The sequence below is a fragment of the Cellulomonas sp. WB94 genome (genome assembly GCF_003115775.1).
Taxonomy (GTDB): domain Bacteria; phylum Actinomycetota; class Actinomycetes; order Actinomycetales; family Cellulomonadaceae; genus Cellulomonas_A.
Genome location: NZ_QEES01000002.1, coordinates 1,185,647 through 1,208,470, shown reverse-complemented (window position 1 = coordinate 1,208,470; position 22,824 = coordinate 1,185,647). Strand labels below are relative to the sequence as shown.

The 22,824-nt window shown below is 70.3% G+C and carries 21 protein-coding genes; 10 read left to right on the top strand and 11 right to left on the bottom strand.

What is annotated here, in order from left to right; all coding sequences use genetic code 11:
- Positions 1 to 68: 68 nt before the first annotated feature.
- Entirely contained in the window at positions 69 to 1,586 is a 1,518-nt protein-coding gene (locus tag DDP54_RS06755; protein WP_109132405.1) for an XRE family transcriptional regulator, read from the bottom strand.
- A 209-nt stretch (positions 1,587 to 1,795) separates the two neighbouring features.
- On the opposite strand from DDP54_RS06755, the gene DDP54_RS06750 reads away from it, so the two are divergent.
- From DDP54_RS06750 to arr, 5 genes are all read left to right on the top strand, one after another.
- Positions 1,796 to 3,664: a phosphoenolpyruvate carboxykinase (GTP) gene (locus tag DDP54_RS06750; protein WP_109132404.1), complete on the top strand. Its 1,869-nt coding sequence runs from the start codon at positions 1,796 to 1,798 to the stop codon at positions 3,662 to 3,664.
- A gap of 20 nt (positions 3,665 to 3,684) precedes the next feature.
- Entirely contained in the window at positions 3,685 to 4,368 is a 684-nt protein-coding gene (locus DDP54_RS06745; RefSeq protein ID WP_109131101.1) for a GNAT family protein, read from the top strand.
- Between the two features lie 50 nt (positions 4,369 to 4,418).
- Positions 4,419 to 5,684, top strand: coding sequence for a phosphoribosylamine--glycine ligase (purD, locus tag DDP54_RS06740; RefSeq protein WP_109131100.1), 1,266 nt, complete (start codon positions 4,419 to 4,421; stop codon positions 5,682 to 5,684).
- A 177-nt stretch (positions 5,685 to 5,861) separates the two neighbouring features.
- Positions 5,862 to 6,209, top strand: a complete 348-nt coding sequence (locus tag DDP54_RS06735; protein ID WP_109131099.1) for a hypothetical protein — start codon at positions 5,862 to 5,864, stop codon at positions 6,207 to 6,209.
- Between the two features lie 112 nt (positions 6,210 to 6,321).
- Positions 6,322 to 6,717 carry an NAD(+)--rifampin ADP-ribosyltransferase gene (gene arr / locus DDP54_RS06730; RefSeq protein ID WP_109131098.1) on the top strand — a complete coding sequence of 132 codons (396 nt, stop codon included), beginning with the start codon at positions 6,322 to 6,324 and terminating at the stop codon, positions 6,715 to 6,717.
- A 106-nt stretch (positions 6,718 to 6,823) separates the two neighbouring features.
- Here arr and DDP54_RS06725 read toward each other — a convergent pair whose 3' ends face one another.
- From DDP54_RS06725 to DDP54_RS06680, 8 genes are all read right to left on the bottom strand, one after another.
- The gene (locus DDP54_RS06725; protein WP_242448206.1) at positions 6,824 to 8,422 is read right to left on the bottom strand and encodes an IS1634 family transposase; all 1,599 of its coding nucleotides are present in this window, start codon (positions 8,420 to 8,422) and stop codon (positions 6,824 to 6,826) included.
- Positions 8,423 to 8,533: 111 nt separating this feature from the next.
- A complete protein-coding gene (locus DDP54_RS06720; RefSeq protein WP_109131097.1) occupies positions 8,534 to 9,730 on the bottom strand; it encodes an IS256 family transposase in 1,197 nt (398 codons plus the stop codon).
- A 274-nt stretch (positions 9,731 to 10,004) separates the two neighbouring features.
- Entirely contained in the window at positions 10,005 to 10,655 is a 651-nt protein-coding gene (locus DDP54_RS06715) for a hypothetical protein (protein ID WP_109131096.1), read from the bottom strand.
- A 265-nt stretch (positions 10,656 to 10,920) separates the two neighbouring features.
- Complete coding sequence (locus tag DDP54_RS18130; protein ID WP_277949601.1) at positions 10,921 to 12,081, bottom strand: FAD-binding protein; 1,161 nt, start codon at positions 12,079 to 12,081, stop codon at positions 10,921 to 10,923.
- A 391-nt stretch (positions 12,082 to 12,472) separates the two neighbouring features.
- Positions 12,473 to 13,183, bottom strand: coding sequence for a DUF4386 domain-containing protein (locus tag DDP54_RS06695; RefSeq protein ID WP_109131093.1), 711 nt, complete (start codon positions 13,181 to 13,183; stop codon positions 12,473 to 12,475).
- Positions 13,180 to 13,695 carry a hypothetical protein gene (locus DDP54_RS06690; protein ID WP_109131092.1) on the bottom strand — a complete coding sequence of 172 codons (516 nt, stop codon included), beginning with the start codon at positions 13,693 to 13,695 and terminating at the stop codon, positions 13,180 to 13,182. Before DDP54_RS06690 ends, DDP54_RS06695 begins: the two co-directional genes overlap by 4 nt.
- Before the next feature lie 329 nt (positions 13,696 to 14,024).
- Positions 14,025 to 14,642, bottom strand: a complete 618-nt coding sequence (locus tag DDP54_RS06685; RefSeq protein WP_242448262.1) for an excalibur calcium-binding domain-containing protein — start codon at positions 14,640 to 14,642, stop codon at positions 14,025 to 14,027.
- Between the two features lie 230 nt (positions 14,643 to 14,872).
- Complete coding sequence (locus DDP54_RS06680; protein WP_109131091.1) at positions 14,873 to 15,979, bottom strand: DUF1524 domain-containing protein; 1,107 nt, start codon at positions 15,977 to 15,979, stop codon at positions 14,873 to 14,875.
- 359 nt (positions 15,980 to 16,338) lie between these two features.
- Here DDP54_RS06680 and DDP54_RS06675 point away from each other — a divergent pair.
- A protein-coding gene (locus DDP54_RS06675) for an IS3 family transposase (protein WP_109130919.1) occupies positions 16,339 to 17,564 on the top strand; the annotation gives its coding sequence in 2 pieces (ribosomal slippage) (positions 16,339 to 16,648 and positions 16,648 to 17,564; 1,227 coding nt in all).
- A 190-nt stretch (positions 17,565 to 17,754) separates the two neighbouring features.
- Positions 17,755 to 18,678: a pseudouridine synthase gene (locus tag DDP54_RS06670; protein WP_109131090.1), complete on the top strand. Its 924-nt coding sequence runs from the start codon at positions 17,755 to 17,757 to the stop codon at positions 18,676 to 18,678.
- Positions 18,679 to 18,725: 47 nt separating this feature from the next.
- On the opposite strand, the gene DDP54_RS06665 is transcribed toward DDP54_RS06670, so the two are convergent.
- Positions 18,726 to 19,019, bottom strand: a complete 294-nt coding sequence (locus tag DDP54_RS06665) for a hypothetical protein (RefSeq protein ID WP_109131089.1) — start codon at positions 19,017 to 19,019, stop codon at positions 18,726 to 18,728.
- Between the two features lie 46 nt (positions 19,020 to 19,065).
- Positions 19,066 to 19,440: a DUF1801 domain-containing protein gene (locus DDP54_RS06660; RefSeq protein WP_109131088.1), complete on the bottom strand. Its 375-nt coding sequence runs from the start codon at positions 19,438 to 19,440 to the stop codon at positions 19,066 to 19,068.
- A gap of 204 nt (positions 19,441 to 19,644) precedes the next feature.
- Here DDP54_RS06660 and DDP54_RS06655 point away from each other — a divergent pair, with 204 nt between their 5' ends.
- The 3 genes from DDP54_RS06655 to DDP54_RS06645 all read left to right on the top strand — a co-directional run bounded on the left by DDP54_RS06655 (position 19,645) and on the right by DDP54_RS06645 (position 22,741).
- Positions 19,645 to 20,442 (top strand): PhnD/SsuA/transferrin family substrate-binding protein, encoded by a 798-nt coding sequence (locus DDP54_RS06655; RefSeq protein ID WP_109131087.1) that lies wholly within the window; start codon positions 19,645 to 19,647, stop codon positions 20,440 to 20,442.
- Between the two features lie 170 nt (positions 20,443 to 20,612).
- Positions 20,613 to 22,172 (top strand): long-chain fatty acid--CoA ligase, encoded by a 1,560-nt coding sequence (locus DDP54_RS06650; RefSeq protein ID WP_109131086.1) that lies wholly within the window; start codon positions 20,613 to 20,615, stop codon positions 22,170 to 22,172.
- Positions 22,173 to 22,273: 101 nt separating this feature from the next.
- Positions 22,274 to 22,741, top strand: a complete 468-nt coding sequence (locus DDP54_RS06645) for a DUF4825 domain-containing protein (protein ID WP_158274470.1) — start codon at positions 22,274 to 22,276, stop codon at positions 22,739 to 22,741.
- Positions 22,742 to 22,824 lie beyond the last annotated feature (83 nt).

Genomic DNA, 22,824 nt, shown 5'->3' with positions numbered 1-22,824 from the left:
GGTTCGGCCGGTTCGGCGCCTGCCGGCGTCGAAGGCCGCGCCGGGCCCGTCCTCGGCGGATCCGCCCGTCAGCGGGGCTGGTCCCGTGGGGCCTGCGTCGCGTGGCGGTCGAGGAACGCGTAGACCTCGGCGTCGTCGACCCCGGGGAACGTGCCCTGCGGCAGCGGGCTGAGGACCTGCGCGTGCAGCCGTGCACTCGGCCAGGAGTGGTCGCTCCAGCGCGCGGCCAGAGCGGTGTCGGGCCGGCGGCAGCACGACGGGTCGGGGCACCGTGACTGCGTCCGCAGCTTCGTGTCGCGACCGCGGAACCAGGACGCGTGCGCGAACGGCACGCCGATGGTGATGGAGAACTGACCCGCGTCGGACACGCCGGTCTGCGCGGTGCACCAGAACGTGCCCTCGGGGGTGTCGGTGTACTGGTGGAACTCGGTCGTCCGGTCGTGGCGGCTCAGGGCGACCCGTGCGGCCCAGTGGCGGCAGACGTGCTGGCCCTCGATGGAGCCCGTCGGGTCGGTCGCGAAGCCGACGCCGTCGTTCTCGTAGCCGCGTGCGAGAGCGCCGTCGTCGTCCACGCGCAGGAAGTGCACGGGCAGGCCCAGCTCGCTCGTCGCGAGGTTCGTGAAACGGTGCGCGGCGGCCTCGTGCGTGACGCCGAACGCGTCCCGGAAGTCCTCGATCGCGAGGTCCTTGGCGCGCTTGGCCGCCCCGAGGAACTCGAGCGCGGCGCTCCGGGGCATGAGGCACGACGCCGCGAAGTAGTTGATCTCGAGGCGCTGGCGCAGGAAGTCGGCGTACGAGACGGGCCGGTCGTGACCGAGCACGCGATGGCCGATGGCCTGCAGTGCGAGCGACCGCAGCCCGTGGCCGCCGGGGATGGACGCGGGCGGCAGGTAGATCCGCCCGCCCTCGAGGTCCGTGACGGTGCGGGTGGAGTGCGGCAGGTCGTCGACGTGGAGGATCTGGAACCCGAGCTGGGCGGCGATGCGCGCGACGGCCCGGTGCGTCAGGGCTCCGACGGTGTACCCCGCGGCGCGCGCGAGGTCCTCGCCGACCTGCTCGATCGCGGGCAGGTAGTTGTCGCGCTCGCGCATCCACAGGCGCAGCTCGGTGTTGGCCCGGCGGGCCTCCTCGGGCGTCGCGATCGACTGGCGCTCGCGGCGGTCGAGCTCGGCGTGCAGGCCGACGAGCGCCTCGAGCGCCTCGAGCGGCATGCCGCGGCTCGGACGGACCGCGGGCAGGCCCAGGCCCGTGTACGCCTGGGAGCGCTGCGCGCGGTCGAGGGCGATCTCGAGGGCGGCCCGGCGGCTGGGTGGCTCGGGGGCGATGAGGTCGGCGACCTCGACGTGCAGGGCCGTCGCGATCTCACCGAGCAGCGACAGCCGGGGCTCGCGGTGGCCGTTCTCGATGAGCGAGAGCTGGCTGGGGGCGGTGCCGGTCTCGCGGGCGAGCTGGTCGAGCGTCATCGAACGCACGGTGCGGAAGTGCCGGATGCGCCGGCCGAGCGTGAGGCGGTCGCCGGTGTTCGCCGGGCGCCGGGCGCGCGAGCCGTCACCCGCGGGCACGGGGGCACCGGGCGGGAGGTCCATCGTCTCGTCGGTCACCTCCTGACAGTAGCGAAAGAACGGCCGTTCTTGACAGATGCGAGTCGTTGAAACCCTGCCGGACATGGCGAACTCTGGAAGAGATCACTTCAGCGCGCACAGGCCGCAGCTACCGCCGCGGCCGTCCGCCCGAACCGGAGGCATTTCTCATGACCCTCGTCGCCACGTCCGTCGCGAACACGGCACGCACCCGGATGGCCGTCGCCCCGGCGCCCGCCAGCGAAGACCACGCCGCCGGCGCCCCGACGTCGCACACCGAGCTGCTCGCCTGGGTGAGCCACATCGCCGCCCTCACCCGGCCCGACGCGGTCGTCTGGGTCGACGGCTCGGACGCCCAGCGCCGCGAGCTCACCGAGCTCATGGTCGCGTCCGGCACGCTCATCCGGCTCAACCCCGTGCGCCGCCCGAACAGCTACCTGGCCCGCTCGGACCCCCGCGACGTCGCGCGCGTCGAGGACCGCACCTTCATCTGCTCCGAGCGGCCCGAGGACGCCGGTCCGACGAACAACTGGCGTGAGCCGGCCGTGATGCGCGCCGAGCTCCGCGGGGTCTTCGAAGGGTCGATGCGGGGCCGGGCGATGTACGTCGTCCCGTTCTCGATGGGACCGCTCGGCGGCCCGATCTCCCAGCTCGGCGTCCAGCTCACCGACTCGCCGTACGTCGTCGTGAGCATGCTGACGATGACGCGCGCGGGCACCCCGGTCCTCGACCTGCTCGGCGACGACGGCGCGTTCGTGCCCGCGGTGCACTCGGTCGGGGCACCGCTCGTCGCCCTCGACGGCGAGCGGATCGACGACGTGCCCTGGCCGTGCAGCGAGCGCAAGTACATCGTCCAGTTCCCCGAGACCCGAGAGATCTGGTCGTTCGGCTCGGGATACGGCGGGAACGCCCTGCTCGGCAAGAAGTGCTTCGCGCTGCGCATCGCGTCCGTCATGGCCCGCGACGAGGGCTGGCTCGCCGAGCACATGCTCATCCTGCGGATCACCGACCCGAAGGACCGCGTGTTCCACCTCGCGGCCGCGTTCCCGTCGGCGTGCGGCAAGACGAACCTCGCGATGCTGCGCCCGACGATCCCCGGCTGGAAGGTCGAGACGATCGGCGACGACATCGCGTGGATGCGCCCGGGCGGACCCGGCACGGACGGCCGGCTGCGCGCGATCAACCCCGAGGCCGGGTTCTTCGGTGTCGCACCGGGCACGGGCATCACGACGAACCCGACAGCGATCGAGACCCTGCACTCGAACGTCATCTTCACGAACGTCGCGCTGACCGACGACGGGGACGTGTGGTGGGAGGGCCTGACCGACGAGGCGCCCGAGCACCTCACCGACTGGCAGGGCCAGGACTGGACGCCGTCGTCGGGCCGTCCGGCCGCGCACCCCAACTCGCGGTTCACGGTCGCCGCCGACCAGTGCCCGAGCATCGCCGACGACTGGGACTCCCCGGCGGGCGTCCCGATCGACGCGATCCTCTTCGGCGGTCGTCGGGCCACCAACGTCCCGCTCGTGACCCAGGCGCGCGACTGGGCGCACGGGGTGTTCATGGGCGCGACGATCTCCTCGGAGCAGACGGCCGCCGCCGAGGGGACCGTCGGGGCGCTGCGCCGCGACCCGTTCGCGATGCTCCCGTTCTGCGGCTACAACATGGCCGACCACTGGGGCCACTGGCTGCGGCTCGGCGACGAGCTCACGGCCCGGGGCGTCCCGCTGCCGGCGGTCTTCCAGGTCAACTGGTTCCGCAAGGGGGCCGACGGTCGCTGGCTGTGGCCCGGGTTCGGCGAGAACTCGCGCGTGCTCGCGTGGGCGCTCGGTCGGGTCGCGGGCGACGAGGCCGTCGGTGCCGTCGAGTCGCAGGTCGGTCTCCTGCCCGCTCCCGGCGCGCTCGACCTGACAGGTCTCGACCTGCCGGCCGAGGACGTGTCGGCTCTCTTCGCCATCGATCCTCAGCCGTGGTCGGCCGAGTGCGACCTCACGCAGGAGTTCTTCGAGCGGTTCGGAGACCGCCTCCCGGAGGCCATGACGCAGGAGCTCACGACGCTGCGCGCGCGTCTCGCCGCGAGCTGAGGGGCCGCTACGGTCGTCGCATGGAGCAGTCGGACGTCGTGACCCAGCCCGCGGTCGTCGAGCAGGCGGTGGTGGTCGGGCACGGCGAGGCCACCGCGCCGTCCGGAGCCGTGCTGGCGAACCAGGAGGTCCGACTCACGCCGCTCGGCGAGGCCGACGCGGACGAGCTGTTCGTCGCGCTCAACGACGAGCGCGTCTGGGCCGCGGGGTTCGGCGGGGGACCACGAGGTCGCCCGCCGACCCCGCGTGCCATGACCGCGTGGATCGCCGCGCTGACCGGCCGTCCCGCTCAGGCGGCCTACGCGATCCGGCTGGCCCGCACGTCCGACGTCGGGCCCGCCGGACGGCTCGTCGGCACGAGCAGCCTGGGTGACGTCGACGTGGCCAACGAACGCGTCCATCTCGGCTGGACGGCGTACGCCCCCGACGTGTGGGCGGGCGTCGTCAACCCTGCGACGAAGCTCGCGCTGCTCACCCACGCGTTCGACGACTGCCACATGCACCGCGTGAAGATCCAGACGGACGCGATCAACGTGCGCTCGCAGGCCGCCATCGCCAGGCTCGGTGCCGTGCGCGAGGGGGTCCTGCGCGAGCACGTCGTCCGGGCCGACGGCACGCGGCGCGACACCGTCGTGTTCTCGATCCTCGCGTCGGAGTGGCCGACGGTCCGGTCGGGCCTCGAGCAGCGCCTCGAGGGCATCTGACCGCGGACCGGGCCGCCGTCGGGCGCGGAGCGCCGATACACTCCGGCAGCGTGGAGATCCTCGTAGTCGGGACCGGTGCTCGCGAGCACGCCCTCGTCCGGGCGCTGTCCCGTGACCCGCAGGTGACGGCGCTGCACGCGGCGCCCGGGAACCCCGGGATCGGGCAGCTGGCAACGCTGCACCCGGTCGACCCGCTCGACGGCGCGGCGGTGGCAGCGCTCGCGGTGAACCTCGGTGTCGACCTCGTCATCGTCGGCCCGGAGGCCCCCCTCGTGGCCGGGGTCGCGGATGCGGTGCACGACGCCGGGATCGCCGTCTTCGGCCCGAGCGGCGCGGCGGCGCAGCTCGAGGGCTCCAAGGCGTTCGCGAAGGACGTCATGGCCGCGGCCGGTGTCCCCACCGCCGAGCCCCGCGTCGCCACGACCTCCGATGAGGCGGCCGCTGCCCTCGACACGTTCGGCCCGCCGTACGTCGTCAAGGACGACGGTCTCGCCGCGGGCAAGGGCGTCGTCGTCACGACCGACCGCGCCGAGGCGCTCGCGCACGCGCAGGCCTGCCTCGCCAAGCCCGGCAGCCGCGTCGTGATCGAGGAGTACCTCGACGGACCCGAGGTGTCGCTGTTCGTCCTGTCCGACGGCGCGCACGTCGTCCCGCTCGTGCCGGCGCAGGACTACAAGCGCGCGCTCGACGGCGACGCGGGCCCGAACACGGGCGGCATGGGCGCGTACTCGCCGCTCCCGTGGGCACCCGCCGACCTCGTCGACGACGTCGTGGCCCGCGTCGCGCAGCCGACGATCGACGAGATGGCCCGCCGCGGCACGCCGTTCGCCGGCGTGCTCTACGTCGGTCTCGCGCTGACCAGCAAGGGCACGCGCGTCGTCGAGTTCAACGCGCGGTTCGGCGACCCCGAGACGCAGGTCGTCCTCGCGCGGCTCGCGACCCCGCTGGCCGGCGTGCTGCACGCCGCCGCGACCGGCGGGCTCGGCCAGATCGCGCCCCTGGAGTGGCTCGACGACGCGGCTGTCACCGTCGTGATCGCCGCGCACGGCTACCCGGCCGACCCGCGCGGCGGCGACCCGATCACCGGCATCGAGGACGCCGACGCGCTGCCCGGCGTGCACGTTCTGCACGCGGGGACGGCCCTGGCGCAGGGGCCCGCCGGCGACCAGCTCGTCGCGGCCGGTGGGCGTGTGCTGTCGGTCGTCGGCGTCGGAGCCGACCAGACGGCCGCCCGCGCTGCCGCGTACTCCGGGGTCGAGCGGATCACGCTGCCCGGGTCGCACCACCGGACGGACGTCGCGCTGCTCGCCGACTGACAGCGTGACGGCCGTGTGTCCGCCGTGCGGGGGCACGACTGCGCTGCCAGGACGACGTGCGGAGCGAACCACCGGTCATGCCGCCCTGCCGGGAGGCACGACGGCAGACTGGGGAGCGTGAACAGCCACCTGACCGCGCCGCCGAGGAGGTCGGCGGGCCCGACAAGGCGTCGCACCATGATGTGGGCGCTGGGATTCACTGCGGTCACAGTGGTCGGCCTCGCCGCGCTGAGCGTGGGACTCCTCGTGATGCAGGCGCTCGTAGGTGGCTCGGTACAGGTGCTCGCCCCCGAGTCCGGGATCGCGTCTACCGACGCGGGCACGTTCGGGTGGGCCTTCGCTCTGGCTGCCGGAGTCGCGCTGGTCACGACTGCCGGAGCAGCTCGGCTGACTGAGTCCACCCCGGCACGCCGTTGGCCGCCGGTTCTGCAGGGGCTCGCTGCCGCAGCCGTGGCTGCGTTGCTGTCGCTCGTCGTGCTGCTGCTCCGGCTGGGAATCGATCCGGTCGCGTTCCTCGTCGACTGACCGCGTCGCTACGGTCGGCCGACGGGGCGTGACGGAAGATCGGGCCGGAGACGTGCGACGTGCACCGCGATCGATCCTGTCGTCCGATGTGCGCGACTCGTAGGCTGTCGTCGTGAACGAGGTGCTGGGCGAGGGTCTGTTCTTCCATGGCACTAGAGCCGACCTGAGGCTGGGCGAATTTCTCACGGCTGGCTTCCGGTCGAACTACCGGCCCGATGTGGTGATGAACCACATCTACTCCACCGCGCTGCTCGACGGTGCAGGACTGGCCGCGGAACTCGCAGAAGGTGACGGCGCTCCCCGCGTCTACGTTGTTGAGCCGACCGGGGCGTTCGAGGACGACCCCAACGTGACTGACAAGAAGTTCCCCGGCAATCCCACCAGGTCCTACCGCAGTCGAGAGCCGCTCAGGATCGTCGACGAGGTAACCGACTGGAAGCGGCAAAGCCCTGCGGAGTTGCGGGCATGGCGCGAGCGCCTGGAGGCTATCCGGGTGACGTCCCGCTGAGTGGTGGAGTTTCTCGACACCGTGCGGGTCAGTGCTCAGATCATGCCGTGAGGAGTTCGGTGTGGTCCACCTCCTGGGTCGTCAGGCCCGACTCGTGCCACTTGCCTTAGTGACCGGTTTCGAGTCGGTTGAGGATGGCGCGGGCGGTCTCGGTGAGGTCGGGGTCGAGGGTGAGGCGTTGGCCGTTGATCTCGATGGTTGCTGAGCGTGCGGTGCGCAGGGCCTGGACGATCTTCTTGATGCTCATGCCGGTGAGGTCTTGCAGATGGCGGGCGACGGCCAGGGCGGCGAACACCACCGTCAGGTGGGCTTCGATGGCGTCGCGTTGGTGGTGGAACACGGGCCGGGCTCGTAGGTCGGACTTGGTCATGCGGAACGACTGCTCGACGTGCCATAGGTCGTGGTAGGCCGCGATGACCGCCGCGCCGTCCATCGTGGCGGTCGGCAGGTTGGTGACGTAGCCCTTGAGGCCCGCCAACTGGCGGGCCCGGTCGATGGTGGCCTGGTCGAGTTCCTTGGTGGCTCCGGTGATCTTGAGGAACCGGGCCTTCTTCAACGGGGCGCGGCCGTCGGCGATCTTCTCGGCCCGGTCGATCATCGCGTTGATGGCCTTGTTGTCGTGCTGCTCGCGGGCGAACTTCCACTGGTAGACCACCCGCCGGGCCCGGGCCGCCTTGCCGGTGCCCATGTCCCGGGTCGATTCCAGGACCTGCCCGTCGGTGAAGTAGTTGCCGTGCCGTTCGAAGTGATCGGCCAGGTCGTAGGGGGCCCGGGTGATCCGCGAGCCGACGATGAAGCAGAACCCGGCGTCCTCCAGGGCGTTCAGGTTGCCCGCCGAGAGCATCCCGGCGTCGGCGACGACGACCAGGTCCGTGACGTCGTGCCGCTTGCCGAACGCGGTCAGTACGGGGATCAGAGTGGTCGTCTCGGCCTTGCTGCCCTCGAACAGGTGCACCTCGAGCGGGAACCCGCCCGGGTCGACCAGCAGCCCGACCTGAACCTGGGGGTCCACGCGGTGCTCCTTGCTCATCCCGACCCTGCGCAGCTCGTCCTCGTCCGGCCGCTCGAAGTGCAGCGTCGTCACGTCGTACAAGATCAGGACCGATGTCCCGGTGGTGCGGACCGAGTGCGCCCACGCGGCCCTGGCCAACGTGTCGCGGTAGTCCTGGGCCTGGCACCGGGCCAGCGACCGGAACAACGTGCGCAGGCTGACCGCCGGTGCGTCGAGTTCGTCCAGGACGCGGACGACCTCGGCCTTGGAGGTCGGCTCCACGATCCGTGCCAGGACCATCGCCCGGAACCCGTCATCGCCCAGGACGTCGAACCCCAGCCGGGTGTATTCGCTGGTCAGGACCTTCCACAACAGGTCCGCGGAGGTCCCCACGACCCGCCCACCTGCGGCGACGGCCGCAGGACGCCCACCGGCCGCCGGCGTCGCCGGCTGCAGGAGCAGTTCCGGTTCGGCGGTCCAGTCCGCGACGTCGTCCATCCGCGCCGGGACCACCAACAGGTCCCCGAGGTCCAGGGCGTCTTGGCCTGGGGACAGCCGCTCACGCGCTACGGCCAGCAGCAACGCGAGCTCGGCATCGCTATGCGCTGACCCGACGTGCTCGACCTGTTCGACCTGCCGGCCCCGGCGCGTGACGATCTGGACCGCGACCGCTCCCGAAGCGGTGCGGACCTTGCGCACGAACCGCGAGACCACCCCCGAAGGCTTGCACGACGAGGTTCTTAGTGACCACATCGCACCCGAGCGCACAACGAAACAGCAGGTCAGCGACCCGCGCCCACCCTCGAGGACCGAACGTGGCACGAGTCAGGTCAGGGTCATGGTGGCGAGTTGGGCCATGGAGTTCTCGGATAGGTAGCGGCGGTCGGTGGCGGCCCATTCGTCGTGGGCCTCGACCAGGACGGCGCCGGCCAGGCGCAGCAGGGCGGCGGGGTTGGGGAAGACCCCCACGACGTCGGTGCGGCGTTTGACCTCCTTGTTCAGTCGTTCCAGGGGGTTGGTCGACCAGATCTTCTTCCAGTGGCTGGCGGGGAACGCGGTGAAGGCGAGCAGGTCCTCGCGGGCGTCGGTGAGCATGTGCCCGACCTTCGGGTGGGAGCGGGTCAGCATGGTCGCGATGACTTCGAACTGCTCGGCGACGTGGGCGGCGTCGGGTTGGGCGAAGATCGTGCGGATCGCGGCGGCGACCATCTCGGCGTTCGTCTTGGACACCGCGTCGAGGACGTTGCGGGTGAAGTGGACCCGGCAGCGTTGCCAGGACGAGCCGAGCAGGACCGAGGCGATCGCGGTCTTCAGGCCCTCGTGGGCGTCGGAGATGACCAGCGCCACACCGCCCAGCCCGCGGGCCTTGAGCGAGCGCAGGAAGCTGGTCCAGAAGGCGCCGTTCTCGGAGTCTCCGACGTCGAAGCCGAGGACCTCACGGTGCCCGTCGGCGCGGACCCCGGTGGCGATGACCACGGCCTGGGACACCACCCGGCGCCCGACCCTGGCCTTGCAGTACGTCGCGTCCAGGAACACGTAGGGGAACCCCGCGTCGGCCAGGGACCGGTCACGGAACGCCGAGACCTCCTCGTCCAGGCCCGCGCAGATCCGGGAGACCTCACTCTTGGAGATCCCGGTGTCGGCCCCCAGGGCCCTGACCAGGTCGTCGACCTTCCTGGTGCTGACCCCGTGCAGGTAGGCCTCCATCACGACCGCGAACAGTGCCTGGTCGACCCGGCGGCGCCGCTCGAGCAAGGACGGGAAGAACGACCCGGTGCGCAGCTTGGGGATCCGCAGGTCCAGGTCCCCGGCCGTGGTCGTCAACACCCGGTCCCGCGACCCGTTGCGCAACGCCGTGCGGGCCTGCGTGCGCTGCCAGGGGCCGGCGCCGATCACCGCGGTCGCCTCGGCGTCGATCAGCTCTTGATACAGGTGCTCGGTCGCGGTCCGGATCCGGTCGCTGACGTCGGTGTCCTTCAATGCGGCGAGCAGGTCGAGCAGGGCAGACTGGTCCATAGCCATCGTGCGATGTCCTTCCGTGAGTTCCCTAGTCCGGTCTCACCGACCATCGCACGATGGCCTTCTCCGTCGTGGTCACCACGACGAAGAAGATCGAGAACTACACCACCTCACGGGACGCCACCGCTATCCGCGCCGATGAACGCGGGGACATCATCAACTGATCGGCTCATCCGCTCATGCCGCGTTGAGGGCGGCGACGCTCGCCCGGATCTGCCACCGGTGGTGCGTTCGTGTGCCAAGGATGTGGCGTCGCAGCCCTCACGTCGCCCGTGGCTCACCTCCGGACGGACTCCGCCAGCTCCTCCGCGAAGCGTTCGATCTGGTCGGACCAGGGGTCGCCCGGGAGAAGCTGCGAGAACGCGGAGAGTGCAAGGAGGACCGTCGAGCCGAGCATTGCGTCGTGGGGCACATCTTCGTCGTGGCGGGCCGCCGTGCTGAGGCTTGGGTGGGACGATTCCGAGTCACTCCAGTACGCCGCGTACCAGCCCTGATTCGTCGTCGGTTCCCCGGGCCTCTCGGCGCGCTCGGCATCGACCAGATCCGCAATCAGCTCCTTTACCGACGGCACGTGACGTTCCTCGATCTTCATCACTTCGTCGACGGCCGCGGGCGACCAGTCGGCCCACTCGCGTAGCGCCGCTTCGTTCAGGGCGACGGCGCGCCGTCGCTTCGCGCGCACGGTGTCCAGCGCGATGTCCTGATTGCGGCTCAGCCAGTGCATCCATAGCGCGTGCTCCAGGACGGAGCGCCGCAGTGGCGCGGCAACCTCCTGGAGGCCGCGACCGTTGAGCAGGAGCGCGGCCCGCGTCGTCTCGGTGACGTGCACCAGCCAGGCCGCGGCGAGGTCACCAGCTGGCCCGCCCGCCGCGACGTGCTCCACCTCGACGAACGCCAGAATTCGCTCGACGACCTCTCGCCCGGTCATGGTAGCGATGCTCCCATGGCTGTCGGCGGCGGTCTCCCAGGTCCGCTTGAGGCAGCGCCCGCCGCGGAACGCCGTTCGCCGGCGTGCTTTACGTCGGTCTCGCGCTGACCAGCAAGAGCAGGGGAATTACCTCCAGGGTGCGCACGTGGACCTGCCGAAGGTCAGCCTGCTTGGGCTCGGGTTGACTGGTGACGTAGACCTCGACTTGCTCCTGGAGGTCCATGGCGCCAGACACTAGCCAGCAACGTGAGACGGTGGAAGAGGGTCAACGACGTTGTGGTTCCGGGCGAAGAGGTTGTCTGGGTCCCACTCGCGCTTGAGTGCGCGCAGCCGGGTCAGGGTTGCCGGCGGGTACATCCGTTCCGTGAGCCCGGGTGCCACCGAGTTCGAGAAGTTGCCGTAGGCGCCCGCGGACAAGTTCGCGACCGGCTGGAGTGCGGATTGCAGCACCTCGACAGCGCCCCCCGATTCCCCCGGCATGACGAACCCGGCAATTACCACGAACGCCTCGGCGTCGCGGAACGCGATAGCGGTGGCGTCCGGGTCCACGTCGCTGAACGCCCCGCCGAGCCAGCGCACCATGAACAGTCCGCCCGCGGCCGCGTCTGAAGCGCTGACCAGCGCCGCCACCACGTGAGGCGAACCAACCGTTCTGGTCGATGATCATCGGCATCGGGATGTCGGGTGGTGGCATCGGCGGCTCCTGGAGCAGGTCGAGGTATCGGGTCGCGGAGACCTCGGAGTGCGTCACCTGCGGCAGCGCAAGGAACGGGGCGAGCGCCTGCCGCGCTGCGGCCTCGTCGGAGCTGGCCCAGGCGAGCTCGATCATCGTGCGGCTGGGCATCTGCGGACCGATCTGCGGGGTTCGCACCAGGGAGCCGTTCATCTCGCGCGGGGCCTGCCGCATGAGATCGCGGAATGCCCGCACCAGGACGCCGAGGTCCGACGGGTCGAGCTGGACGTTCGCGTGGACGACCTCGGCCAGCGGGTGAGCGATGAAGTCGAACCGGGTGACGACCCCCAGGTTCCCGCCGCCGCCGCGCACGCCCCAGAACAGCTCCGGGAGCGAAGACGCAGAGATCTCGAGCACCTCCCCGGCCGCGGTGACCAGCTGGGCGCTGACCAGCTGGTCGAGCGCGAGGCCCCAGCCCCGCACCACCCAACCGATGCCCCCTCCCAGGGTCAGTCCGCCCACGCCCACCGACCGCGTGTCGCCCGAGCTGATCGCCAGGCCGTGTCGGGAGAGCTGCTCGGCGACCTCGCCCCAGGTTGCGCCCCCACCGACGTGCACCAGCCTGGTGCCGTCCTGGAGAGCCCGCGCGGAGTCGTCGAGCTCCACCTCGTGCAACGCGCGCAGGTCCACGACCACAGCGCCCGGCAGCGACTCCCAGGTGCTGTGGCCTCCACCGCGCACCGCGACCGGCAGCCCCGCCCCCGGGCGAGCGCGATGGCCACGGCCACGTCGGAAGCATCGGCTACCTGCACCACGGCCGCGGGGTCGCCAGGCCTGCCGTGGTAGAGGCGGGCCCGGTCGAACTCGGGCGAGTGGGGCAGGACGACCGATCCGGTCAGCGCACCGGCCAATGAGGTCGCGAGCTCGTCCACTGTCACGCGCACCACGTTACGAGCGGCCACCGACAGCGTGAAAGACCTGTCCCGCGGGTTGATCCAGGAGGTTCGCACCGTGACGCCGAAGCGCTGCCCGGCATGCAGGTGCTGCACGCGGGGACTACCTGGGTCGCACCACCGCACGGACGTCGCGCTGCTCGCCGGCGGACCGCGACCAGCTGTGCGACCGGCCTGCTCGCTCGGAGCGCTCAGACCGCGGCGTCCGGCGACGGGGCCGTTGGTGTCTCATAGGGTCCGGCGCCCTTGATGACGAGCCAGAGAGCGAGCCCGAGCTCGGCGACGAGGCCGATCGCCCACGCCGGGTAGCTGATCGCGGGGTAGTCCGGGGCAAGGAACACCTGGAGGAACCACACGAGGACTCCGACGCCGTCGAGGATGAGGAGCCAGCCCAGGAAGCGTGGGAGGAATCCTGAGCGCAGGACCAGCCAGCCGAGAGGGAAGAGCCACGCCGAGAAGAACAGCTGGGCCATGACGAACGCGGGCTGATACGTGGTGACTGACAGCGCAGCCAATCCGTCGAGGCCCGCCGTTCCGGTGGAGCTGTCTCGGAGGGACAGGGCAGTGAGAAGCGGGAGGTAGCTGGCGCACTGCACAGCCACCCCGACAGCGTTGAGGACGAGGAACAGCAGGGCAACCGTCCCGTCGACCGGGCGGAGGAGCGCGTAGAGAGCCCACGCCGTGAGCACGAACAGCAGACCGGATCCGAGTGCCGCAACGAGTCCGAGGCGGAACATCGCCTCGTCGTCGGCGATCGTCGCCTCCAGCGTCGCCGCATCGCTCAAGCCGATGCGGCCCACCAGGCTGGCGACGATGTTCAGGACGATGTAGGTCAGGTACAGGACGCCCGCCCGTCTAGCCATGGCGCTGCGTGCCAACGGGATTGCGGTGACGGTGGTCATTTCCTGGTCTCCCTCGTTGTTCGCCCGTGGTGACGGCTGCGTCGTTGGCCTCCGGCGCCTGTGACCCAACCGATGGTGGCCGCGAGGGCGAGGATGCGGATCACGTTGAACACCGTGGCCACCAACAGCCAGTGGGCCGGGTCGTCGACGTCCGAGCTCAACTTCGACGGAAGCTCGAGGCCAACCGTCAGGAGGACGATCGCCACCACTCCCAGCAGCAGGGCCTTGCTCAGCAGGTCGGACCCGGGGATCTTCGCCGGGAAGCGAACAAGGAGGAACGCCACCACGCTGCCCAGAACCAACCCACCGGCCGCCGACTCCACCAGCATCGGCACATAGGAGATGGTGAGAGCGGACCGATAATCGGCGGCCACCGGAGTCGCAGAGATGGCGAGGTTTGCGATCCAGAACGCGGCCGCGCCCGCCAGGGCGGGTGCTGGCCACCCGTCCTTCATCCGCCTTGCCGGCTTCAGACGCTGCTCACCGGGCGACGGAACGCCGATGACGTCCATGTTCGCGCTCCGACAGGACGGGGCTGCTGCCCATCCCTACCCAAAGCGTCCCACAGGGAGGGCCCGTACGTGGTCCGCTTCGCGTCGGCAAGACCCCAAGGAACATGGTCAGGCAGACGCGTTCCCGGGCGAGGGCCGACTGGAGCCCTAGGTCGGTGCTGACCACGCGGAAGCGAGGCGTGCACGTGCTGCACGCCGGGCGGCCGCCTGCGCCGGAGTCGAGCGCATCACACTGGTCGGCATGCCGCCTCACGGCTCACGGTGCCGGGCCGTTCGAGCGGGCTAGGGCTCCAGATCCCCAGGTGGTGAGCCGCGTCTGTGCCTGGCCGCTACTCGCAGGCAATGCCGTCGCCGTCGCGGTCCATCGCGCTTCGATAGCCGGGGTCGCCGACGTGCAGGGGCGCGGCTCCAGCGGCACGCGCTTCGGTGCAGTTCTTGTAGTAGTCGTCGGCAGGTGGCGCAACGGGCGCCGCAACGGGCGCCGGGGCTGCTGGGGCGGGTTCTGCGGCGGGCGCCGGGGCTGCTGGGGTGGGTTCTGCGACGGGCGCCGGGACCACTGGGACGGGCTCTGCGGTGATCGTTGGGGTCGGGGTGGAAAGCTCGACGGGCTTCTCCACTCCGAGGACTACCCCGGTCGCGTCGCCGGACTGTTCGACGACGGTCCAGTTCTTGGCGTTCAGGACCATCTTGCCGTCCCGGATGTCCGTCTCGGAGATGATGGGAATGCCCACTGCGCCGAGCGCGACACGGGCCTCATCGAGAGCGCGGCCGACGAGGTCGGGGACCTCGGCCGTGCTGGGTGAGGTGGCGACCAGTTTCGCGGGCTGCGTCTCGTCGGCGGATGCGCCGCAAGCTGCGAGGCCGAACGTGAGGGACATTGCTGCGGCGATCGCGGCGAGGCGCCGTGCGCGCGGGTTCCGCGCGCAGGCGTGCGTCGTGCGGATCAACTCGGTGGGCTCCCCGTCGGCCGCGCCAAGCCGTAATTCGGGTCCGTCTGTCGCTGCGACTTCGTGATTTGCGCGCACCACTGCATCTCCCTGCTGATTGCTGTGGGCGACGGCCCACCACCCACCCCATCAGAGCACGCAGCAACGGCCCGCGTGGTCATTTCCCGGGTGATTACCGACTTCCTCGACCACACGCATGCTTCACTCGAACAGGGCCGTCCGTTTTGCGACTATTCGCAGGCAATGCCGTCGTCGTCGCCGTCCATCGCGCTGCGATAGCCCGATTCACCGAGAAGCAGGGGCGCGACGCCTGCCGCACGAGCAGCGGTGCAGTTGGCGAAGTAGGCGGATGCGGGCGGTGTCGGCACGACAGCCGGTGCGGGTTCAGCTGCTTGCGCAGGTGCCGGTGCCGCCGAGGTGCCCACCGTCGGTTGTGGCGCGGTGCCGGTCGGCAGGACTTCGTCTGGGCAGGCCGTCAGGATGCGGGCGATGGCGTCGTGTTCGGCGCTCGTCACCCAGAGCCCGTAGGTGATCTTCACCGCGACCTGCCGGGCGACGTACTGGCAACGGAACGCCTTGTTCGGCGGCAGCCACGTCGCGGCGTCACCGCTGCCCTTCTGACCGTTGAGCGGACCGTCGACGGCGAGCAGGTTGAGCGGGTCGTTGGCGAGTGCGGTGCGCTGCTCCAGTGTCTGGTCCTGCGCGCCCTTCTGCCAGGCGTCGGACAGGGCGACGACGTGATCGATCTGCACGGCAATCGAGGTCGCCTCGCCGCGGAGGAACGTGATCGAGCCGCCGGAGTAGGGGTCCGCGAGCATGCCGGACAGGACTAGGCAGCCGTGCGTACCGGGCTTGATGGTCGCGGCGGTCAGGTCGCGGCGGAGGATGTCGTTGCGGGTATCGCACCCATTGCGGTCGACGTCGGCCCACGCCTGCCCGAACTGGTCTCGGCTGTAGCCGGTCTTGGCTGCGCGGCCCTTGATGGCGAGCTCAGCCAGTGCCGCTGTGGCCGTCCGCTGTGCCGCACCCGGTGCCGCTTGCGACGGGCTCTCAGTCCCGACGGACGCGGTTGCCGACGGTGTCGACCTTGGTTGTGGGATCACAACCGGACTCGGCGTCGAGGTTGCGGTCACGGTCGGCGTCCGGGTCTGCGATGTGGGGGCGGTCGGGGATGCCGTTGCCCGCGGCGGTGCGTCGGCAGGGCCGGCGACGGCACTCCCGACGATGCTGATGAAGAGGCCGCCGGCGAGGACTCCCGCCCCAAGACGACGTCGCGTCGGGCCAAGCCATGAGCGTCTGGGCACGATTCGCGGCTGGGTCTCGTCCTCGGCGCTCATCACCGTATCCCCCTGACAGCGCAGCCATCCGAGCCGCACGCGTGTTCATCAAAACATGGCCGGACGGCGGTCGTGATCGATTCCGTTGCAGAGCACCCGATTGCGCCGCATCTTCGAATGCGACCCCGGGAACCGCACGGCGCTGATTGAGTACCGACGTCAATGACAAATGCGAGTTCTGGATGACGAAGGCGGAGAAGGACGCAACGGTCGGTATCCACTCAACCCACCCGGACGTGATATTCCCGTCAGGTCCCCCGTGCCGTCGGCCATCCCCGCCACGGGCTGGGGGGCCTTGACCCCTGGGGGTGGACACGCTGATTCCAGGTCTGGCCTGGAGGAAGCGAGAAGATCTGATCATGGCGAGGAAGACGTACTCGGCGGAGTTCCGCCGCGATGCGGTCGAGCTGTACCGCTCGACGCCGACAGCGACGGTCGCGGGGATCGCGGCTGATCTGGGGATCATGGACACGACCCTGTCGGGTTGGATCAAGGCCGCTGGGGTGGCGATCCGCGGGCAGTCCCGGCCGGCATCGACGGCCCCGCCGCCGGGTGAGACACCCGAGCAGGAGCTCGTGCGACTTCGCTCGCGGGTGCGTGAGCTGGAGGACTCCGAGCGCAAGCTGAGCACCGAGCGGGAGATCTTGCGCGCGGCGGCGAAGTATTTCGCCGGGGAGACGAACTGGTGAGCCGCTTCCAGTTCGTCGCCGACCACCAGTCCACCTTCGAGGTGAAGCGGTTGTGCCAGGTCGTTCAGGTCGCACGGTCCTCGTTCTACAAATGGCTGTCCGCAGCCCCGGCCCGCGCGGCACGCCAGACGGCCGATGCGGCCCTGGCCGCGCGGATCGCCGCGGTGCACGCCACCGACAGTGCGTGCGGGGCGCCGCGGATCACCGCCGAGCTCAACGACGGCGCCGGCGAGCAGGAGCGTGTCAACCACAAGCGCGTCGCCCGGGTGATGCGCGCCCATCACATCGCCGGGATCCGGCTGCGCCGACGGGTGCGCACCACCGTGCCCGACCCGGACGGCCAGCTGGTCCCGGACCTGCTCGAGCGTGACTTCACGGCCCACGCACCGAACACGAAGTACGTCGGGGACATCACCTACCTGCCCTGCGGGGCCGGGCAGTTCCTCTACCTGGCCACCGTGATCGACTGCTACTCCCGGCGCCTGGTCGGCTGGTCGATCGCCGACCACATGCGCACCGACCTGGTCGCCGACGCCCTGCGCGCAGCCGCCCGAGAACGCGGGTCGCTGGCCGGGGCGATCTTTCACAGCGACCACGGCGGTCAGTACGTCGCCAAGGACTACACCGCGCTCTGCGAGCGGCTGGGCGTGACCCGCTCCATGGGCGCCGTGGGGACCTCGGCGGACAACGCAATGGCCGAGTCCTTCAACGCCTCCCTCAAGCGCGAGACCCTCGCCGGCTCCCACGGGTGGCCCGACGCGACCACCGCACGTCGGGTCGTGTTCGCGTGGATCACCCGCTACAACACCCGCCGCCGCCACTCCTACTGCGACTACCTCAGCCCCATCACCTACGAGAACACCCACTACGCGGCTACGCTGGCCACCGCCGCGTGAAACCCACCGCGTGTCCACCACCGGGGGTCAAGCCCCGGGTGGGCAAGGCCACAAGGACGGCCTCATGCTCCCCATTCCGGGCGAGGACCCACCGGAGCTCCGGGTTGGTGCCAACGCGGCGACAACCGCGCATGCCTGGACCCGGCACAAGAGTTCAGGACACCTCGGGCTCGCCTCGTACCATCGACCGGTGCCTCCCCGCTCACCGCTCCCGGCACGCCACGGCCTCGCCGCCGCCTGGCTCCGCACCCCCGACCGTGATCGCGGGAACCCGACCTCGTGGCCGACGATGGGTGCGTGGCTGCGGCACCGCCTGCCGGAGCACGTCGATGTGCCGGGGATGCTGGCGCAGGAGCGCTTCGTCGACGAGGCCGGCCGGGCCGTGCGCGAGGCGGACCCCTACGGGCCGCACCGGTTCGTGTGGTTCCATCGCGACCTGCGCGACGAGCCGGAGGTGCCGGGTCGGATCCACGTCGTGCACCGGGACGAGCGCCTCGTCGTCGTCGACAAGCCGGCGTTCCTCTCGACGATCCCGCGCGGCGGGCATGTCATGCAGAGCGTCGTCGTCCGGCTGCGCGCGGAGCTCGACCTGCCGGAGCTGTCGCCGCTGCACCGCCTCGACCGGGTCACGTCCGGCCTGCTGATGCTGGCCACCGAGAGCCGGTGGAGGGGCCCCTACCAGACGGCGTTCGAGCGGCGCTCGGTCGAGAAGACCTACCGGGCGCTCGCGCCGGTGCGCGCCGACCTGGAGCTGCCCGCCGTCGTCCGCAACCACATCCGCAAGGTGCCCGGCACCTGGTGCGCCGAGGTCGTGCCCGGGGCGCTCGTCAACGCCGAGACGCTCGTCGAGCTGGAGCGTCAGGTCGACGGCGGCGGGGTCTACCGACTGACACCCCGCACGGGCCGGACGCACCAGCTGCGCCTGCACCTGCTGGGGCTCGGCATCCCCATCGTCGACGACCCGCTGTACCCCGTCGTGCGGGACGTCCCGGTCGACGACTTCCGCCGACCCCTCCAGCTCCTCGCGGCCGAGATCGCGTTCACCGACCCCGTCGACGGGCAGCCCCGGCGGTTCCGCAGCGTCCGCTCGCTGCCGCTCACCGCGGAGAAATGAGCCGAGAGCTGCCGTCAGTCCCGGTCGGTCCGATCATCTGCGGCACGTCACGCGCCAGGTGCCACCTGATCCCGGTCGCTGGGCTCGTGGGCGAGAGGCTCGTCGTGGGGAGCCAGCGTCTGGACGACGATCGCAGTCCCGATCAGGACGGCGCCCAGCGGGAAGGCCGTGGATCGCACGAGGTTCAGCAGGATGGTGACCGCGCCGAGCCCGGTCTCGGCGTTCGCGCCGGCAACACGGGCGAGAGCCATGTACAGATCGGTCCCGTAGACCGACAGGATCACACCCGAGACGAACAGAGCGACGGCCCACTGAACGCACTTCTTCGCGGTCGAATGCACAGGACACGGCCTTCCTCGGCGCTGCACGATCCTCTCCCCGAGGACGCTACTGGGCGGTAGGCCGTCGCACCCGTGCTTTCGCGTCGATCTCAGCTCGTCGCGCTTCGACGATGCGCCGCACGATGGCGTCGGGCAGCGGGTGGTCTGCCGAGTAGTGGATGCTCCCGCTGGTGGTGTCGAAGTCGCTCAGCGAGTCGAGGACGGAAGCGATGACCGCACCGCTGTAGGGGTAGAGCGACAGGAACTTCTTCGTGCGGACCGTCGCAAGAAGGCCCTTGTCGCGGTAGAGGAGCGCCGGCATGGCGTAGCTGGTGCCCTCCTGGGCTTCGGGCACGACGTCGCGGGCGATGGCGATGACGCGCTGGAGCGCGTCGCGATCCGCCCCATCGATCGTGCTGAGATACGCGCCGACCTCGCCCACGCGCCGAGCCTATGCCTCGGACGAGAACAACTGGAGCCCTGCGCTGGACCCGGCCACGGAGAAGGGGCGTGGCGTCCGGGCTAGCGCAGTCCGTCGCACTCGTAGCCGCGAGGGGCTGAGGCGAGTCGGAGGGCGGGGCTGACCGCGGGCGCCTCACACGGGTGAGTCGGTACCGTTGTCACATGACGTGCGAGAACCGCGCTCATGGCTGACCTGCGCTTCGCGACGTATCTCGCCCCCGACATGCTGGACGTCTACCGGGCCATCACGGATCGGGTCGGCACGGTTCTGGGGTGTACCACCGAGCTTGTCGTCGAGACGGACTACGAGTCCTGCCGTGCGGACGTCAACGACGTCTGCTTCGTGTGCAGCCTGCCCTACGTCATGTTCGAGCGTGAGGGCATCGACCTGGCGGTTCCCGTGGCAGCGCCGGTGCTCGCCGGTGCCCGCTACCGCGGCCAGCCGATCTACTACTCGGATGTGATCGTCCGAAGTGACAGCCCGTTCCGGGCGTTCGCCGACCTGAGGGGCCGTTCCTGGGCGTACAACGAGCGGCTGTCGCAGTCCGGCTACGGGATCACGCGGTACACGATGGTCGAGAGAGGGCTGACGGGCGGCTTCTTCGGCGAGATCGTCGAGGCGGGCTTCCACGAGACCGCGATCCGACTCGTCGCCGAGGGTGAAGTCGACGCATCGGCGATCGACTCGCAGGTGCTCGGGGTCGAGCTGCGCCACCACCCCGAGCTGGCGGCACGGCTTCGCGTCGTGGAGACCCTCGGGCCGTCGACCATCCAACCGGTCGCCGTCAGCAGGCGGATCGACTCGGTCCTGCGCTCGCGGATCCAAGACGCACTCGTCTCGATGCACCGGGACCCCGGGACCCGACGAGCCCTCGCGCGCGGCATGATCGCTCGCTTCGTCCCCGTGGGGCCCCAGAGCTACGACGACATCAGGCGGATGGTCGACGCCTGCCAGCGAGCCGGGTTCTTGGAGCTGAGATGACGGCCCCTCGCCGATCTCGTCGGCTCCGCCGTCAGACGGTCTCGAGGAGACCCACAGCGCGGCCGTGGAGCGACCCCGCCGCTGACGTCTCGCCAAGGGCCGCTGATCGCGGCCCTGATGCCCCGTGAGTACGTTGGGCATACCAGCCCCGATGATGGAGGTGTCGCCCCATGTTGTACAACCTGGCGTCCCTGCTCGAGGACAGTGCCGACCGATTCCCCGAACGTGACGCGATCGTCGTGGGGGACACGCGCCTGACCTACGCCCGGCTCGACGGCGCCGCCAACCAGGTCGCCAACCTGCTGGTGGCCCGGGGGATCGCGCCAGGAGACAAGGTCGCGCTGAGCTGCCCGAACCTCCCGTACTTCACCATCGTCTACTTCGGGATCCTGAAGGCCGGGGCGACAGTGGTGCCGCTCAACGTGCTGCTGAGGGGTCGCGAGGTGGCCTACCACCTGAGCGACTCGGAGGCGAAGGCCTACTTCTGCTTCCAGGGCACGCCCGAGCTGCCGATCGGGGCGGAGGGGTACGCCGGGTTCGGCCAGGTCGAGTCGTGCGAGCACTTCTTCGTGATCACCGCAGACCCCGCCGCCGCGTCCCCGATCGACGGCACCGAGACGCTGGGGTCGGCCATGGCCTCACAGCCCGCGACCTTCGAGACGGTGGCCACCGACGAGGACGACACCGCGGTGATCCTCTACACGTCCGGAACGACCGGGCAGCCCAAGGGCGCTGAGCTGCGGCACCGCAACATGCGCGACAACGCACTGGCCTGCGGGGCACTGTTCGATGTTGACGTCAACGCCCCGGACACCTACCTGTGCGTGCTCCCGCTGTTCCACTCCTTCGGGCAGACCGTGATCCAGAACAGCGCCTGCGCCTTCGGCGGTACCGTCGTCATGCTGCCGCGCTTCGGTGCCGTCCCGGCGTTGGACCTGATGATGAAGGCAGGAGTGACGTTCTTCGCCGGCGTGCCGACGATGTACTGGGCCCTGCTCGATGCTCTGGAGGAGGGCGTCGACGTCTCCTCGATCGCCAAGTCCCTCCGGGTCGCCGTGTCGGGCGGCGCCGCGCTGCCGGTGGAGGTGCACAAGAACATCGAGAAGAGGTTCGGCGTCACGATCCTCGAGGGGTACGGCCTGTCCGAGACGTCGCCGGTCGCGAGCTTCAGCAAGCCGGGCGAACCGGCCCGGGTCGGCTCCATCGGGGTCCCGATCCCCGGCGTGGAGATGAAGCTGATCGACCCGGTCGGCTGGTCGGAGATCGAGGACTCACCCGACGCGGTCGGGGAGATCGCGATCAAGGGCCACAACGTCATGAAGGGCTACTACAACCGTCCTGATGCGACCGCGGAGGCCATCCAGGACGGGTGGTTCCGGACAGGCGACCTCGCGCGGCGCGACGAGGACGGCTGGTACTACATCCTCGACCGGTCGAAGGACATGATCATCCGCGGCGGCTACAACGTGTACCCCCGCGAGATCGAGGAGGTCCTGCTCACCCACCCGGCGGTCTCGCTGGCCGCGGTGATCGGGGTGCCGGACGAGAGGAACGGCCAGGAGGTCAAGGCCTACGTCATCCTCGAGAAGGGCGCCTCGCTCACCCCCGACGAGCTGATCGCGTGGGGCAAGGAGCAGATGGCCTCGTACAAGTACCCGCGGATGGTCGAGATCGTCGAGTCGCTGCCGACGACTGCGACCGGGAAGATCCTCAAGCGCAAGCTCACGTGACGTGCCCGTAGATCGCGAGCGGCCCGGTCATTCATTTCGGGGTCTGGGTGCGGAAGGTCGTGGATACCCTGTGCGCACGTGTGGCGCCGAGGAGGGGTCGTGTGCTGAGAGCTCAGGTGGCCGTGGGTGCGCTCCTCATCGCAGTGACGCTGGGCGGGTGTGCCCCGTCGGGCGCCGAGAAGTCAGATCCGCCGAACAGGGTGCAGTCCCTCTGGTCGGCCCGCACCGACTTCGTCGGTGACAGCTCGCGTGTGGCCGAGTTGGCGGACCAGGCAGGATTCGGGCCCGCGGGCACGTACAGCCTCGCGCTCCAGACGAAACAGGCGCCGTACGCCATGACCGTGGCCTTCGATCATCTCGACAAGCCGTTCGACGACGTCGACTTCAGCGCCAACGCGACACTCATGCTCGGCTTGGTCTCCAACCTCGACATGGTGTCCGTCACGGCGGACGACCACTCCTACTCGTTGACCGCGTCCGCGGCATCCACGAGCCTCGGCTTCGACGTGAAAGAGCTCGGCCGCGACGAGACCAAGCTCGAGGCGTACCTCGACCTCGCTCGCGACTGACCGTCCGCGTCATCCCGCCTGCTGCGGACCCCGCCGGGCCGACGAGAAGAGCGACCCCTGTGGCCCAGCTCAAGATCTACGGT